The following is a 15,836-nucleotide window of genomic DNA, read 5'->3' as shown; positions in this document are numbered from 1 at the left end:
CGACGCGGTCGGCTCGGCCAACAAACCGGGGGCCGGGCTCCGCGCGCTGCGGGCGGCGCGCGTGATCTGCGCGGAATCCGCGAGGAGTCCGGGTCACCCGGGCCCGCGCGCCGAAGCGGCGCACCCACACGAGCCGCCTTCCCCAGCGGCTTCGCTTCGCGAGGTGCCTGACGTCGTGGGGTACCTGTCGTGATGGCGGACCCACGCCATCGTGTAAGGGAGCGCGGCCTCGTCCCGGCCGAGGGGCGTGAGATCCAGGTAGTTGTAGGTGCCGATCAGGACGTCGAGCCCGCGCGCATACGTCGAGTAGGTGTGGAAGACCTCGTCGCCCTCGCGGGCGAAGACGCTCAGCCCAGGAGCCTCGGGGAAGGGGGAGCTCGCCTTCTTGTAGTTGTACTCCATCTCTCCTCGCGCGCGCTCCTCCTCACGGAACGAGACGTGGTAGTCATGGTTGAAGTCCGTCTCCCCCGAGGAGACCCACGGGAACGTCCAGCCCATTCGCGCCTTGAACGCCTCGATCTTGGCGAGCGGCGCGCGGGAGACGGCGCAATACGCCGTGTCGCGGGCGGCCAGGTGGACGTGGCCACCCTGGATGTTGTCGGCCACGTACGAGCAGCTCTTGCAGCCCTCCTCCCAGCTCGGCGCGAACATGAAATGGTAGACGAGGAGCTGCCTTCGCTCGCCGAAGAGCTCGCGTAGCGTCAGCTTGCCTGAAGGGGCGTCGAACACATAGGCCTTGTCGACCCTCACCCACGGCAGCTCGCGGCGCGCGGCGCTCAGCGCGTCGCGCCGCCGGTCGTGCTCTTTCTCTCTCTCCAGCAGCGCGAGGCGCGCCGCCAGCCACTCTTCCCTTGAAGCGATCTTGGCGCGGCTCATCGGCGCTCTCCCTTCAACGCGGGGGCGCCGGCGGCGCTCCTGCCATGGTTCCGGTTCCGGAGCTTCTTGACGGCGATCGCGGTCACCGCGCCGGCGGAGGCCGCCTGGGCGAGGACCCATCCGATGGACGCGAGGCACGCAGGGCACATGGGGATCTCCTCCTGTGGGCGGCGCGCGCGGCGCCTCGCCGCGCCGGCCGCTGACCCGTGGAAATGACCACGGCGCCTCTGGCCGCGACAGCAACATCGATGTCGCGATCCGTTGGCGCGCGCCGCCGGGCGTGCGACGCTGCCGCGATGGATGCGACGGCCGAGGTCCCCGCCGAGCTCGGCGCGCTGGCGGCCCGCTCGCTCGCGGCGGGCGACGCGCTCGACGCGCTGAAGGTGGTCGGCCCCTTCGGAGGTCCACACGCGCTCGCGCTCCGCGGGATCGCGCTCGCGCAGATGGGCGCCTATCCGGAAGCGAAGGCCGCTCTCGGCCGCGCCGCGCGGGCGTTCGCCGCTGCGGGCGCCGAGCGCGCCCGGGCGCGCGCGAGCGCGGCCCTCGCGGAGATCGCGCTCGCGCAGCGGGAGATCGGCGAGGCGTGGCAAGGGCTCGTCGAGGCGGGGGACGCCCTCGAGCGCGCCGGCGATCTCACGAACGCGGCGTGGGCTCGCCTGGGCGCGGCGCGGGCCGCGCTCCTCGAAGGACGCGTCGCCGAGGCGGAGCGGGCGCTCGCGGCGGCCGAGGGCACGGTCACGAGCGACGCGCCGGTGTTCACGAGGGCCGCGCTGGCGCTCGTGCGCGCCGAGGTCCACGCGCGGCTCGTGCGCGCGTCCTCGGCGCGGCGCGCCGCCGCGCAGGCCGCGGCGTGGGCGCGGGCGAGCGGACACCCGCTGCTCACCGCCGAGGCCGAGCGCTTCCTCCGCGCGCACGACGAGCCCGTGGCGCGCCTCGTCCAGGGCGACCGCGACGAGCCCGTGCGCCTCGCTGACATCGAGGCCCTGGTCGCTGCGCCCGCGGGGCGGGTCGTCGTGGACGCGCTCCGCCGCCGCGTGCTCGACGGCGGCGAGGTGCGGGCCGATCTCGCGCGCCGGCCGGTCCTGTTCGCCCTGCTCGAGGCGCTCGCGCGCGCCCACCCGGCGGCGAGCGCGAGCGACGACCTCGCGCGCGCCGCGTTCGGCGTCCGCGCGGTCAACGAGTCCCACCGGCGGCGGCTGCGCGTCGAGGTGGGGCGCCTGCGCGCCGAGCTCGGCGGCGCCGGGGTCGTGCGCGCGCTCGGGAATGCGTACCGCTGGGAGCTCGGCGCGGGCGTGGCGGTGGTCGTCCTCGCGCCGCTCGATCCGGGCGATGCGGGCGCCATCCGCGCGCTCCTCTCGGACGGCGCCGCGTGGAGCGCCTCGGCCATCGGCGCCGCGCTCGGCAAGAGCGCGCGCACGGTGCAGCGCGCGCTCGCGGAGCTCTCGCTCGCGCGCGCTGTCGAGGTCACCGGCAGCGGCCCCTCGCGGCGCTACGCGAGGCCCAGAGCGGCGCTGTCGATCGCGTCACAAATGTTGCTCCTCGGGCTCGCGCTTCCTGGTTGAGTGCGCGGGGCGAGGAAGGAGTGGACCGTGAAAGCCCGGCAGGCCGAGATCATCGCGGAGCGCACGTTCGAAGGGGTGGAGTCGATCCACGGGGTCGCGTTCGACGGACAGGCGGTGTGGTTCGCGCACGGCGATCGCGGAGACCTCATGTCCGCCGAGCCCGAGAGCGGCCGCGTGCTGCGCCGCCTGAAGGCGCCCGCCAGCGCGGGGGTGGCTTTCGACGGGCGCCACCTGTGGGTCGTCGGGGGCGGCAGGATCCGGAAGATCGATCCCGCGAGCGGGGCCGCGGTCGGCGAGGTGCCGGGCTTCGACGCGACGCCCGTGAGCGGGCTCGCGTGGGCCGACGGCGCGCTCTATGCGGGCATCTACCGCGAGCGGAAGATCCTCAAGATCGATCCCGAGCGCGGGGCCGTCCTCCGCACGCTCGTCTCCGATCGGCTCGTCACCGGCGTCACCTGGACCGACGGCGATCTCTGGCACGGCGTGATGTGCGAAGCGGAGGGCGCGCCGTCGGAGCTCCGCCGCGTCGATCCCCGGAGCGGCGAGGTCCTGGATCGGCTCGCGCTGCCGGAGAGCGTGCGCCTCTCCGGCGTCGAGGCCGACGCGAGCGGCCGACTGTGGTGCGGCGACCCGGCGACAGGCAGGCTCCGCGCGGTGAAGAAGCCGCGAAAGGCGGTCTGATTCACCCTGGGTTCGACCTGCCGGCTGCAGCGGGCCAGGGGTTCGAGACAAACTTACAGCGTGAGTGGCACCGCGCCGACCGGAAACGGCTGTGCCGCTGCGCGCGGCGATGATCAAAACCGAGACCTTCGGGAATGTGAAGGCGCGCAAGGTGCGCGCAGATTTCTGCGTCGATACAACGCCCCCGGGAGAGGCGGTTCGAGAATGCGACGACACCGGGCGCCGCGAGTCGCCCGCCCGGGGCACGGCGGCCCCGCCGAGAGCAACGTCAACGAAGGCGCCGCGGGCGAGGGGAGCGGGGCCGCAGCGGGACCTTCGCCATCCACTGCAGCGCAACAATGACGCTGTATGGGCGGCTTCGGGCGGTTTGACTTACGGACAGCGTTTGGACTTCCAGCCTCCTCGACGGGAGCGGTTTCGAACGGCGCCGCGTACCCATGTGGAGATCCGATATGCATCTTCGATCGTTTGGCTGGATCTTCGTCCTGGGTTCTCTGGCGCCCGCCTGCACAGGGCAGCTCGGCGATCCGTCCTCGGGCGCGGCTGGCGGTGAGACCGGCGGCGACGTTCCCCCGCCGCAGGCCGACGGGAGCTTGCCGTACGTGGCGCCAACGCCCGCCTCCGCGGCGCTGCGCGCCCGCACATGGCTGCTCACCCCGGAGGAGTACGGTCGCTCCGTCCAGCGCTTTCTCGGCGTGTCGATCGACATCTCGGACATGGAGCCCGTGCCGGACAACGGCATCTATCCGAACATGTCCACCAGCGGGCTCGTCCGCGTGACCCTGGCCGAGCAGTACGCGGCCAAGGCCGAGGCCGCGGTGCTTGCGCTCGGCGATCGGCAGCTCAGCGCGCTGATTCCGTGCGGCAAGGTCGACGCGACGTGCAAAACGGACTTCGTGCGCGCGGCGGTCAGCAAGGCGTTCCGGCGGCCCGCGACGGCGGAGGACCTGGCCAATTATGGCGAAGTGTTCGATCTCGCCGCCGAGTCCGGGGATCCGGCGCTGCCGTTCCGCTGGGTGCTGAAGGGCGTGCTGAATTCGCCTTATTTCTTGTACCGGACCGAGATCGGCGCGCCGAGCGACGAGGCGAAAGCGGCGTTCCGGCTGACTGACCACGAGATCGCGACCTTCCTTTCGTACAGCGTGCTCGGCGAGCCGCCCTCTGCGACGCTGGTCGCCGCCGCCGATCGCGGCGAGCTGGCCGATCCCGCGCTGCTTCCCGGTCACATCGACCAGCTGCTCTCGACGCCGGGCGCCGCCGACCAGCTCGGTCGCTTCCTCGTCCAGTGGTTGCGGTTGCACACGTTCGAGGCCGAGGTGGAGAAGTTCGAGGACGTGTTCCCCGGCTTCGCCGATGTGAAGGGGGCGATGTTCGCCGAGACGCAGCGCTTCCTCCGCGCGAACGGAGGCATGGAGGGCTCGATCGCGAGCCTGCTCACGGCGCCTGTACCCGAGGCCGATCCAGCGCTCTCCGCGTTTTACCGCAGCGACGCCTCGGGCGCGACGGACACCGCGCGGAGCGGCCTGCTCTCCCTCGGCTCCGTGCTCTCCAAGACCGCCAAGCAGTACCTCACGTCCCCGACGCTCCGCGGCCTGTTCATCCGCGATCAGCTGCTGTGCCAGCACATCACGTTGCCCGAGAACTTCACGCCGCCGCCGATCGAAGAGAGCGAGCTACGCATGACCCCGAAGACCACGCGCGAGCTGTACGAGACGCACAACGCGCAGGCGGTCTGCAAGAGCTGCCACGCGCTGATCGACAACGTCGGCTTCATGCTCGAGAATTTCGACGGCGCGGGCCGCTATCGGACGCTCGAGCAGTACAGGAGCCCGTCGCTCACCGCGCCCATGGCCGCGCCGCAGCCGATCGAGGCGGTGGGGTGGCTGCTCAACACCGACGTCGACGGGGAGTACGACAGCGCCGCGGGGCTGGGAGAAGCGCTGTCGCGCAGCACCTGGGTCCGCGAGTGCGTGGCGCGGCAGGCCTTCCGGTTCTATTTCGGCCAGGTCGAGTCTGCGCGCGGTATTCCGCCGGTCGTGCAGGGCACGGCGGCGCTGGATCGCACCGGTCTCCTGCGCGACCTGCTCGTGGCGCTCCTGTCGTCGCCGAGCACGGTGGAGCGCGTGCGCGACTAGCTACGGCCATCGAGGATCGAACATGCCCAGGCCCTTCGACGTATCCAGACGAGACATCCTGAAGACGGCGGCCGGCGCGATCTTCCTGGCGCCGCTGCTGCGCCACCGCGAGGTCGAGGCGCAGACCGTCGTGCCCAAGCGGCTGGTGCTGATCTTCACGCCCGACTCGCACCCGCCCGAGTGGTGGCCGACCGGCAGCGGGTCGACGTTCCAGCTCCAGGAGCCGCTCGCCGATTTCCGCGGCCTCGAGAGCAACATGCTGTTCTTGCGCCGGCTCGACCATGCCTGGACGGTCGGGAATCACCACGAGGCCGGCATGGCGCAGCTGTTCACGGGCGCGCGCTTCATCGACGAGAGCTCACACCACGCGAACGGTCCCTCGCTCGATCAGATCCTGCTCAAGAGCTCCGACCTGCGCGGCGGCACGCCGATCGCGAGCATCCACCTGTGCGTCGCCGATCGCGGCGGCGCCGACAAGCGCCATATCATCTCGTACAGCGGCCCCGGTCAGCCCATGACCCACACGGCCGACCCCGCGCGCGCGTTCAGCACGATCTTCAGCGGCGTCACCTTCGACGGCGCCGCGCCGACGCCCACGCCCGGCGGTATGCCGGACGCCGTCGCGGCCGCGAAGCGCAAGGCCGACCAGCGGATCCTCCAGATCAACACGCGCGAGCTCAAGACCATCCAGGGCTTCCTCGGCCAGGCCGAGCGCCAGAAGCTCGAGCTCCACGTGGAAGCGCTGTTCGAGCTCGAGAAGCGCATCGCGGGCATGGGCGGCGGCACGTCGGTCCCGGCCGGCGCGGCGTGCGAGCGCGCGGACACCTCCGGCTACAACGGCAGCACCAACAACGCGACGACGATCACGCGCTGGGCGCAGATCCAGGCCGACATCATCGTGAGCGCGTTCACGTGCGATCGCACGCGGGTCGCGGACTACCACTTCAGCTTCTCCGGCGGCCACCACGAGGGCCTCCTCGGCTTCGGCCAGAGCTGGCACGACGTTGTCGCGCACGTCAGCCGCACGAACGACAGCGTCAGCGTCGGTGGTGAGTCGATGACCACGCGCCAGGCCTTCATGCTGTTCGATCGTTTCTGGGCGAGCCATATCGCGTACCTGGCGAAGCGGCTCGCGGGCATCCGCGAGGGCAGCGGCACGATGCTCGACAACACGATCCTGCTCTGGGGCGTGGAGAGCGGCACGAACCACAGCCACAACCCGCGGGACATGCAGTACCTGGTCATCGGCGGGAAGAACCTGGGCGTGAACGTGGGCCAGTACATCAACAACACCGCCGCGCAGAGCTCGAACAAGCTGCTCACGTCCGTGATGAACGCGCTCGGCCACGCCGCGACGGGCATCGGCATCGAGCCGAACTGCGGACCGCTGCCGGGCTTTCTCGCCTGACGCCTGATCGAGGCGGGGCGGCGCTCGCTCCAAACAGTCCTCTCTTGAGTGAGAAACCGGGAACCAACAGCCGCGATCCCGTGCCCCATCGGCCCAGGTGGGCCCCGCGCCGCGGCCCCAGGTTACCGGACCCTCTGGGCCCCACGACGACCAGAGGACACTCCGGTCGGAGGAGATATACAAGGTTCCTTGCGCGATCCGCTCCCCTCCTGCAAGAGTGATGCTGTATCAACAACGTGTCCATGGTTCGAAGGGCCGAGGCCGCTCCGCCGCCTGCGGGCGGTTACACGCGACAGACAAGCCACGCGATGTTGAGAGGCCTATTGTTGAAATTTCCGTTGTTTAGGATGGCCGATAGGCGCACGCTATTTGCTCCGTCGTTGAGTCGAAAGACCATTACGTTGCTGGCTATGATTGTTGCGTGGTTATGGTACACGATGCCATTGAGTGGATGTATGTTGGTGTTATGGGCCAAGGTGGCAAAGTTTGCGGGGAGCCAAGGCACCAGATCGGGAGGTAGTGTTGGGTCTTGTAGCAGGTGCTCAGTTATCTGAGCTCCGCCGATTCTGCTGGACTTCTCCTGGGACCACCCCACTGGGATTGCGCCTGCGTTCGCAATGATGGAACTCATTGCCTCGTCGTAGACCTTCGAAGGCTTCCCTTCTGCAGCCCAGAAATAGATCTTCGAAGCGTTTGCTGATGGCCTTCGAAAATCGAAGCTGGTTCCGGCCTGAGCTGCTCCGTGTCCAAAAAGCATGAGAGTGGGCATGATGGCTCCTGTTGTATCGAAGAATAGAGTGCGGAATGAAGATTCATCCTAATGGGTGTCAGGCCCTGGTGCAATCTTTGTGGCGTGCTGGAGCGGCAAGCGAGTTGAAAGCGCGGGCAAGCAGCAAGAATTCGAGCCGCCAAGGCGCCATGAGACGTCAAGGTTGGTGTTTTCTTGGCGACTTGTGGCGTCTTGGCGGCTGTTTTCTCTGGTTTTCAGGCGGATCGATGCTCTATGGCCCCGCGCTTCCCGACGAGGTACGACGTGCCCAGCAGCGCGCGCAGCGCAGGCGCGATGACGTCGGCGGCCACGGGGCTGTGACAGGCGGCCAGCGCCGCGCCGGCGTACGCGCTCGTCAGGCCGGAGCGGCGCGCGGCGCGGCGCACCTTCGTCGCCCGTGGCCTCGTGCGCGGCCGCGAGCCTGTCCGCGGGGGGCCTGGCCGCCATCGACTCCAGCGCGAGCCGCGTCCTCACCTGCCGCTTGCTCCAGGCGGGACGGCGCCGGCTCCATTCCGTCCTCTCTTACGTGAGAGGCCGGGAACAAACCGCCGGGCCCCCGTGTTCCATCGGCCATGGCGCGACGTGTGATGGGCTGGGTCCTGATTCTGTTCACGCTGGCCCTGGTGGGGTGCGATCATGCCACCAAGGCCGTCGCGCAGGCCGCGCTCGAGCGGCGAGGTCCCCTGTCGATCGTGCCGGGGGTGCTCGATCTCCGCTACGCCGAGAACCGCGACATGGCCTTCAGCCTGCTCCGGGGCATCCAGTCGCCGGCGAAGGTGGCGGTCCTCCTGGTGTGCTCGATGATCGTCCTCGGCGTGGTGCTCCTGGGCTGGTGGAGCAGCCGCCGCGCTTCGGTCACCGAGCAGGCCGGGTACGCGCTCATCGTCGCCGGCGCGATCGGGAACGCGATCGATCGCGGCGTCCGCGGCTACGTCATCGACTTCATCCACCTTCACCGCTGGCCGGTGTTCAACGTCGCTGACATCGCCATCGTGGCGGGCGGGATCCTGCTCGGGATCGCGATGTTCCGGCGCGCGCGCCAGGAGCCGCGCGAGGTGTCCTGAGCTTCGCCTCGTGAGACAGCCTCGCCCGAGCATGCCGGCTCCACGAGCAGCTCGACCAGCGGCGGCGAGACCTGGAGGAAGAGCATGCGCGCCGCATGTCTTCCGGTCCGGTGTCTGAAAACTCTCGAGAAGGCTCGCCGCCCGGTCGCGCCGCTGGGCTCAGTTGCAGAGCAGCCTCTTCAGCTCATCCCTGGTCTTGGGCTTCGCGCCGGCCAGGGCGGCGGAGGCGATCTGCTGCGTCTCCTTGGCCCTGGAGCAATCGTCAGGCCCGTTGGGCGCCTGCTCCAGCAAGGGGCCGAGCTTCTCCGTGGGGCCTTTCGCGTGCTTCTTGATGCAGAGGACGGGCTCGCCTTCGTGAACATAGTACCGGCGCTGCGTGACGCTGCTCGTTGTCGCCGGCTTGTCCGGCGTACCCCTCGTCCCGTCGAAGGCCCAGGATCCATCGTCGTGCAGCGCGAAGACCAGCTGGCCCTGGTCGTAGTAGAACTGGTACGCCGACTCGCCGTGCCCCGCGTCGGCGGCCGCGATCTCCGCCTTCTGGATCGCGCCGTCCGCCTTGTACAACCGGAGCTCGCCGCGCCCCTCGCCGCCGGCGCACTCGAAGCGGAGCTCGCTTCGCGTCATGTCCTTGCGGGCCTGGATGTCCTGATACCGGGCCCTGATCTTCTGGATCCGCGGATCGTCGAGGCTCACCTTGGAGCCGCCCGCGGTGTCCGTGGCGGCCTGGGGTGCTGCCGCGGGCGCCGGGCTTTCTGCGGCGGAGGTGCCGGCCGGGGGCGTGGTCGCGCCGGGCGCCGGAGCTCGGCCTGGCTCTGCAGGAGCCGCGGAGACGCTCGCCGACGGGCTGGGAGAAGGCGGGCTACACCCGATGGCGGCGGCGACCAGCAGGGCGATGGAGGATCGGCTCATGAGGACGCAGAACGCTTGGTGCGACCGTCCCATTCAGCGGTCGGGTTACCCGCCCTTGCGTCGAAACTCCACGAAGAACCGCACCGGGCCGTCGGGGTCGACGTGGTGCAGCACCTCGGGGACGACGATCCCTGGGCTCTCCGGATCGAGAGAGAGCTCTCGACCGCCGAGCCCATCGATCCGGTAGCGCAGCCGCCCCGAGATCACCTGGATCACCCCCCATACGCCGGACTTGGTGGAATGGTTCTTTCGCAGGCCGGAGGGGATCGTGACCTCGTCGAACTCGGCCGTGCGCTTGTACGCGACCATCCCGTCGGGCATCTCGAGCCGATCGCAGCGCACGCAGTCGAGCTCGGTGCCCAGCATGGATGCGCGGCCCTCGGACGTGACGACCCAGGGGCGCGAGAAGAACGGCGGCTTGTGCCGGACGTGCTGGCCATGTCCACAGCTCAGCTCGGCCACCCAATCGTTCGCATCGTCCTGGTGGTAGCCTGTGATCGATCGACGCATCGTCTCGATCTACTGACCGTCTTCCGGATGGTTTTCCACTCGATCTGCGTGCAGCGTGTCCGGAGCGAGCTGCGCCTGCGCCTGCGCGTCGTCCACCTTCCGGTACAACACGTCGGATCGCGTCCTTGCTAGGACCACGCGCCCAGCAGCGCGCGCATCGCAGGCGCGATGACCTCCGCGACCGCGCGGCGGTGGGAGGCGGCCAGCGCCGCGCCGTCAGGGCGCCCGTGGGCGGCGAGGGCGTCGGCCTCGGCGTCCGGCGCCGTGGCGGCCGGAGGAGGCGAGGCGAGGGCCGCCTCGAACGCCTCGGAGACCGCCCGGCGCACAGGCTCGCCGCCCGTCTGGAGCGCCCAGGCCACGAAGCGCCACGCGAGCTCGGCGTGCCGGGCCTCGTCCTCGGCGATCGTGGCAAGGGCGCTCTGGACCGCGGCGTCGGTGGCGCGCGAGCGCTGCTCGCTGGCTTGCACGGCGGCGAGCGTCTCGCCGACGCAGCCCTCGCGGACGGCGCGTGCCGCGAGCTCGGGCAGGCCCGAGGCGACCTCGACCCGCCCGCCGAACGCGAACGGCGCCGGCGCGAGCGCCGCGCCGGCGTACGCGCTCGCCAGGCCGAAGCAGAGCGCCGCGTGCCGCACCTCGTCGCCCGCGGCCTCGTGCGCGGCAGCGAGCATGTCCGGGGGGGCCCCGACCGCCATCAGCTCCAGCGCGAACCGCGCGAAGGAGGCGACCGACGCATGCTCGAGCAAGGCGTCGCGGAGCCACGCCTCGGCCAGCGCGGCGCGGGTCGATGGCGTCAGCGCCGCCACGTCCGGGTGCGCCGCGGCGCCCCACGCGCTCGCCGCTCGCCGCTCTGCCCGCGCCGTGCGCGCGCGCTCGCCCACGAGGAACGGACGGCCTGAGCCGCCGCAGGTCGCGATGAACTCGTAGCAGCACTCGTTGCCTCGGAGGACACCTTCCCCGAGGCTTGTGTACCAGCACCCCGCGGGCGCACCGGACCCCGATCCCGGGACGGAGGAGCTGTAGGGGCCGTAGGTCGGGCACGTGCCCGCGGGGGAGCCGCCGATGCCACCCTCGCCGGCAGTCCCCCCTTCGCCGGCAGCTCCCCCGACACCGCCCTGTCCTCCCTGTCCCGAGGTCCCCAGGGCGACACAGACCGTTCCTTCCTCGGTCCACTGGACGCCGCCTGCCTGGATCGACGTGACGGCATCGCCGCCTGGCCCGGCATTCCCGCCCATCCCTCCGCGCGCCCCCGAGCTCTCGTCGCCCGACGCGGGGCCACCGCCTCCGCCCGACGCGCGCTCCAGGGTGACGTCGCCGCCGCAGGCGGCGCCTCCAACTGCCACGTTGAGCGTCGCTGTGGCGAGGATCGCGCGTGTCAGCTGGTGAGCGAGCGCGATCCGAAATTGAGCCGGAGAAGAGGGGGGACTGGCCATGGTGCCAGAGAGCAGCAGCATCCATACCAGCGCAGGATCCGCGGGCGCAGCCTCTCAGCGCGGGATGCCCGGCACAGCATGGCACAGGCCTGGTCTGCATCGATTGCGCCGCTGCCGCGGCGAGCCCTCGCGGGCGGCGAACCGCGGTCGCCGCTGGTATAGAGGCGGCCATGACCCTCCTCCGAGACGTCCTTTCAGCGCTCGAGTCGATCGCGCCGCTCCGGCTCGCCGAGCCCTGGGACAACGTCGGCCTGCTCGCGGGCGACCCGGCGCGGCCCTCGTCCGCGGCGCTCCTCGCCATCGATTACACCCCCGAGGTCGCCCGGGAAGCGCGCGATCTCGGCTGCGATCTCGTCGTCGCCTACCATCCACCCCTCTTCGAGGCCATGAAGCGCGTGGTCGCGCCGAGCCCCATCTTCGCGGCCATCCGCGACGGCATCGCGCTGTACTCGCCCCACACCGCGCTCGACGTCGCCGAGGGGGGCACCAACGATGTCCTCGCCGACGCGCTCGGGATCTCGGCGGACCGCGCGCCGCTCCGGCGGGCGCCAGCCAAGGCGTGGCAGCACAAGCTCGTCGTCTTCGTCCCCGAGGATCACGCCGACGCGGTAGCCGACGCCCTCGCCGAGGCGGGCGCGGGCCAGATCGGCCGGTATTCGCGCTGCAGCTTCCGCACGCTGGGGACGGGCACGTTCTTCGGGGAGGAGGGCGCGAATCCCACGGTCGGCGAGAAGGGCCGGCTCGAGCGCATCGCCGAGGTGCGGCTGGAGATGGTCTTCCCCCGCGACCGGACCGCCGCGGTCGTGCAGGCGATGCGCGCCGCGCACCCGTACGAGGAGGTGGCGTTCGATCTCGTCGAGCTCGCCGCCGAGCCGCTCAGGGCCGGCATCGGGCGGATCGGGCCGCTCGCCGGGGCCGCGCCGGTCTCCGAGCTGCTCGGCCGCGTCAAGGAGGGCCTGGGGGTCGACGCCTTGCTCGTGGCCGGCCCCGAGCAGCGCGTCGTTTCCCGCGCGGCCACGTGCGCCGGCGCGGGCGGCGCGCTCCTCGACGACGCCATCGCGCAGGGCGCGGAGCTCTACCTGACCGGCGAGCTGCGCCACCACGACGCCCTCCGCGCGGCGAGCGCGGGCGTCACCGTGGTGTGCGCGTTGCACTCGAACAGCGAGCGCGCCGCCCTGACGCGCCTCGCCGAGCGCCTGCGCGCCGCGGTGCCGTCGCTGCGCGTCGAGCTCAGCGCGCGAGACCGGGATCCGTTCTCGATCCGCTGACGACGCGGCGCTGCGCCGGGAGGGGGCGGGGCGCGGCATACACCAGGGTTCAGCGGCGCGCCCGGCTCACCGAGGTCCCCTGGCTCGGTCGGGACCGACCGAGGACGGGAGTGTTGGCGAAGGTGTGCAACGCCGCTGGACGAAATGGCCTGCAGCGATCAGCTTGCCGGCCCTCATGCGCGACCACGGCACGCCACCCGCCCCCGACCTGCGCGCGGACGCTCTTGCTCCGTCGCCGCCCTCGCGCCGCGGCGCGGGCGTCTGGTCGACGCTCCGCGACGCGGTCCGCGGCGGCGAGCACGACTTCACGACCGGCTCCATCGACCGGGCGATCGCCCTGCTCGCGATCCCGATGGTCATGGAGATGCTCATGGAGTCGCTCTTCGTCGTGGTCGACGTCTTCTGGGTCTCGCGGCTCGGGGCCGACGCCGTCGCCGCCGTCGGGCTCACGGAGTCGCTCCTCGCGCTCGTCTACGCCATCGCGATGGGCCTCGCGGTCGCCGCGTCCGCGACGGTCGCGCGGCGGGTCGGCGAGGGGCGCCATGAGGAGGCGGCCGCCATGGCGGGGCAGGCGATCGTGCTCGGCCTGCTCATCTCGCTGCCGATCTCGGCGGTCGGCGCGCTGCTCGCGTCGCGGCTGCTCGCGGCGATGGGGGCGACGCCCGGGGTGATCGCGATCGGCGCGCCGTTCGCCTCGATCATGCTGCTCGGCAACGCGACGATCCTGATGCTGTTCGTCATCAATGCGATCTTCCGCGGGGCGGGCGACGCGGCGCTGTCGATGCGGGTGCTCTGGCTCTCGAACGCGCTGAACATGGCGCTCGGCCCGTGCCTCATCTTCGGCCTCGGCCCGTTCCCGGAGCTCGGCGTGGCCGGCGCGGCGGTCGGGACGACCCTTGGCCGCGGGACTGGCGTCGCGCTGCAGGTCTTCTTCCTCACGCGCGGCAGCGGCCGGGTGAGGGTGCGAGCGCGGCACCTCGTCCCCGACCCGGCGGCGCTCGCGGCGCTGCTGCGGCTCTTCGCGAACGGCGCGCTGCAAAACGTCATCGGCATGGCGAGCTGGAGCGGCCTTGTGCGCATCATCGCGCCCTTCGGGAGCGCGGCGCTCGCCGGTTACACGATCGGGATGCGCGTCATCGTGTTCGCGATCCTGCCGGCGCTCGGGCTCTCGAACGCCGCCGCGACCCTCGTCGGGCAGAACCTTGGCGCGGGGCGCCCCGACCGGGCCGAGGCCGCCGTGTACCGCGCGGGCATCTGGACCACCGTCATGCTCGGCGCGGTGGGCGTCGCCTTCGCGGTGGGCGCCGGCGCCATCGTCGGCGCGTTCACGGACGACGCCGAGGTGCTCCGGTTCGGCACGCAGACGCTGCGGATCCTCTCGTGCGGGTTCCTGTTCTACGGCTTCGGCCTGGTGTTCACGCAGGCGTTCAACGGCGCCGGCGACACCTGGACGCCCACGCTGCTGAACTTCGTCTGCTTCTGGCTCTGGGAGATCCCGCTCGCCTGGGGCCTCGCGGGCGCCGCGGGGCTCGGCCCGGCGGGCGTGTTCGTCGCGATCGCGGCGGCGTTCTCGACGTTGGCCGTCGCGGGCGGGCTCGTGTTCCGCCGCGGCGCGTGGAAGCTGCGGCGCGTCTGAGCCGCCGCGGGGCCGAGCGGGGCGGCGCCAGGCTATACTGAGCCATGGAAGCGCACCGCCTTGAGGCGACGGTCCGGCCGGATGGAACTCTGACGATCGAGGGGCTGCCGCTCGGCCCCGGGACGAGCGTGGAGGTGATCGTGCTCGTCAAGGAGCGGCCGCAGTCTTCGGCATACCCGCTGCAGGGAACGCCATACCGCTTTGACGACCCGTTCTCTCCGGCAGAGCCCGGAGGGTGGGAGGCGGAACGATGATCGTTCTGGATACCCACGCCTGGGTATGGTGGGTCCAGCGCGATGAGCGCCTCGGCTCTGCCTGGGCGGAGTTAATACGGCGGAGCGAAGCGAATGGCCTCGGGGTGAGCGCGATCTCCTGCTGGGAGGTGGCGAAGCTCGTCGAGCGTGGACGGCTCGCGCTGCCGTGCGACATCGACGCCTGGCTCAGAGCTGCGCTGGCGTATCCCGGCGTGCTGCTCCTGCCGCTCGCGCCGAGCATCGCTGCTGAATCGACCCGGTTGCCCGGCGAGTTCCACAGCGATCCTGCGGACCAGATCATCGTGGCCACCGCTCGGATTCACGGCTGTCCTCTGCTCACCGCGGACGCGAAGATCCGCGCGTATCCGCATGTGAACCTCGCCGACGCATGTTAGGCGTGCGCCGACATTGAATCGCACGTCGAAGCGGTCGCCCGGCGCCGCTACCGCGCCGGCCGCGCGAGCCAGGCCTCGATGAGCTTCCGGGCGATGCTGAGCGGCGGCGGCAGGAGCGGCAGCGCGTCGCGGTGGAACCAGCGTGCGTCCTCGAGCTCGCGCGTGTCGACGCGGAGCTCGCCGCCGGCGTAGCGCGCGGTGAAGCCGACCATGATCTGGTGGGGGAAGGGCCACGGCTGGCTGCCGAAATAGACGATGTCGGCGACGTCGACGCCCGTCTCCTCGTGGACCTCGCGCGCGACGCACGTCTCCAGCGTCTCGCCCGGCTCGACGAACCCGGCGACGAGGCCGTACATGCCCGCGGGGAACCGCGCCTGGCGCGTCATCAGGACGCGCGGTCCGTCCTCGACGAGGACGATCGTCGCCGGCGTGATCCGGGGGAAGTAGTTGCTCGCGCAGCGGACGCAGCGCTTGACGCGCTCGTCCTGCCCGGTCTCGAGCGCGGCGCCGCACGCCGCGCAGTACTGGTGCGCCTTGTCCCAGTGCTGGACCTGGTACGCCGTGCCCGCGATCTCGAACAGCTCGGGATCGATGCGCCCGTGGAGGCGCCGCAGCGAGACGTAGGCATACCCCGCCGGCGCCGGCGCGCCCTGCGCGAGCTCGGCGGAGCGGCAGGCGCGCCCGTCCAGCTCGCCGAGCGGCTGCGCGCGCGTGACGGAGACGCCGAGGTCGGCGAGATCGGCGGCGATCGGGAGGTCGAAGCGATCGCCGCCGTCGCCCGGCGCACGGACGAGGAGGTCGTCGCCGTGGAAGGCGAACCACGCGATCTCGGCGGGCGCCGCGCTCGGACGGCCGAGCCCGGCGCGGAAGCGGGAGGATGGCATGGCGTTACCTGGGGCAGAGCCGCGCGGGCTCCCCGTCGAGGCGTCGCTCACGTGA

The 15,836-nt window shown here is 71.4% G+C and carries 15 protein-coding genes; 8 read left to right on the top strand and 7 right to left on the bottom strand.

Annotation, left to right across the window (positions count from 1 at the left end; translation table 11 throughout):
- Positions 1-93 precede the first annotated feature (93 nt).
- Positions 94-876: a DUF899 domain-containing protein gene (locus tag WMF34_RS22665; RefSeq protein WP_012237018.1), complete on the bottom strand. Its 783-nt coding sequence runs from the start codon at positions 874-876 to the stop codon at positions 94-96.
- A complete protein-coding gene (locus WMF34_RS22660) occupies positions 873-1,025 on the bottom strand; it encodes a hypothetical protein (protein WP_437994524.1) in 153 nt (50 codons plus the stop codon). Before WMF34_RS22660 ends, WMF34_RS22665 begins: the two co-directional genes overlap by 4 nt.
- A 99-nt stretch (positions 1,026-1,124) precedes the next feature.
- Between WMF34_RS22660 and WMF34_RS22655 the strand changes: the two genes are divergently transcribed.
- From WMF34_RS22655 to WMF34_RS22640, 4 genes are all read left to right on the top strand, one after another.
- Positions 1,125-2,438 carry a helix-turn-helix domain-containing protein gene (locus WMF34_RS22655; protein ID WP_437994523.1) on the top strand — a complete coding sequence of 438 codons (1,314 nt, stop codon included), beginning with the start codon at positions 1,125-1,127 and terminating at the stop codon, positions 2,436-2,438.
- A 27-nt stretch (positions 2,439-2,465) separates the two neighbouring features.
- Positions 2,466-3,119 (top strand): Vgb family protein, encoded by a 654-nt coding sequence (locus WMF34_RS22650; RefSeq protein ID WP_012237015.1) that lies wholly within the window; start codon positions 2,466-2,468, stop codon positions 3,117-3,119.
- A 452-nt stretch (positions 3,120-3,571) separates the two neighbouring features.
- Positions 3,572-5,254: a DUF1588 domain-containing protein gene (locus WMF34_RS22645; protein ID WP_437994522.1), complete on the top strand. Its 1,683-nt coding sequence runs from the start codon at positions 3,572-3,574 to the stop codon at positions 5,252-5,254.
- A gap of 22 nt (positions 5,255-5,276) precedes the next feature.
- On the top strand, positions 5,277-6,662 hold the full coding sequence (locus tag WMF34_RS22640; protein ID WP_012237013.1) for a DUF1552 domain-containing protein: 1,386 nt from the start codon (positions 5,277-5,279) through the stop codon (positions 6,660-6,662).
- Between the two features lie 984 nt (positions 6,663-7,646).
- On the opposite strand, the gene WMF34_RS22635 is transcribed toward WMF34_RS22640, so the two are convergent.
- Complete coding sequence (locus tag WMF34_RS22635) at positions 7,647-7,817, bottom strand: hypothetical protein (protein ID WP_012237011.1); 171 nt, start codon at positions 7,815-7,817, stop codon at positions 7,647-7,649.
- A 186-nt stretch (positions 7,818-8,003) separates the two neighbouring features.
- Between WMF34_RS22635 and lspA the strand changes: the two genes are divergently transcribed.
- A complete protein-coding gene (gene lspA, locus WMF34_RS22630; RefSeq protein WP_012237010.1) occupies positions 8,004-8,495 on the top strand; it encodes a signal peptidase II in 492 nt (163 codons plus the stop codon).
- 159 nt (positions 8,496-8,654) lie between these two features.
- On the opposite strand, the gene WMF34_RS22625 is transcribed toward lspA, so the two are convergent.
- The 3 genes from WMF34_RS22625 to WMF34_RS22615 all read right to left on the bottom strand — a co-directional run bounded on the left by WMF34_RS22625 (position 8,655) and on the right by WMF34_RS22615 (position 11,254).
- Positions 8,655-9,404, bottom strand: a complete 750-nt coding sequence (locus WMF34_RS22625; protein WP_437994521.1) for a hypothetical protein — start codon at positions 9,402-9,404, stop codon at positions 8,655-8,657.
- A gap of 45 nt (positions 9,405-9,449) precedes the next feature.
- Positions 9,450-9,914, bottom strand: a complete 465-nt coding sequence (locus tag WMF34_RS22620) for a DUF3565 domain-containing protein (protein WP_437994520.1) — start codon at positions 9,912-9,914, stop codon at positions 9,450-9,452.
- Positions 9,915-10,042: 128 nt separating this feature from the next.
- On the bottom strand, positions 10,043-11,254 hold the full coding sequence (locus WMF34_RS22615) for a ferritin-like domain-containing protein (protein ID WP_437994519.1): 1,212 nt from the start codon (positions 11,252-11,254) through the stop codon (positions 10,043-10,045).
- A 260-nt stretch (positions 11,255-11,514) separates the two neighbouring features.
- Between WMF34_RS22615 and WMF34_RS22610 the strand changes: the two genes are divergently transcribed.
- The 3 genes from WMF34_RS22610 (at position 11,515) to WMF34_RS22600 (ending at position 14,897) form a co-directional block, all read left to right on the top strand.
- Positions 11,515-12,612: a Nif3-like dinuclear metal center hexameric protein gene (locus WMF34_RS22610; protein ID WP_437994518.1), complete on the top strand. Its 1,098-nt coding sequence runs from the start codon at positions 11,515-11,517 to the stop codon at positions 12,610-12,612.
- 175 nt (positions 12,613-12,787) lie between these two features.
- Positions 12,788-14,248, top strand: coding sequence for an MATE family efflux transporter (locus WMF34_RS22605; RefSeq protein ID WP_012237005.1), 1,461 nt, complete (start codon positions 12,788-12,790; stop codon positions 14,246-14,248).
- Positions 14,249-14,498: 250 nt separating this feature from the next.
- Complete coding sequence (locus WMF34_RS22600; protein ID WP_437994517.1) at positions 14,499-14,897, top strand: type II toxin-antitoxin system VapC family toxin; 399 nt, start codon at positions 14,499-14,501, stop codon at positions 14,895-14,897.
- Between the two features lie 47 nt (positions 14,898-14,944).
- Here WMF34_RS22600 and nudC read toward each other — a convergent pair whose 3' ends face one another.
- Positions 14,945-15,781, bottom strand: coding sequence for an NAD(+) diphosphatase (nudC, locus tag WMF34_RS22595; protein WP_012237002.1), 837 nt, complete (start codon positions 15,779-15,781; stop codon positions 14,945-14,947).
- Positions 15,782-15,836 lie beyond the last annotated feature (55 nt).

It is taken from the genome of Sorangium sp. So ce145 (genome assembly GCF_051525985.1).
In the GTDB taxonomy this organism is placed as follows: domain Bacteria; phylum Myxococcota_A; class Polyangia; order Polyangiales; family Polyangiaceae; genus Sorangium; species Sorangium cellulosum_B.
This window is presented reverse-complemented; position numbering and strand designations above follow the sequence as displayed.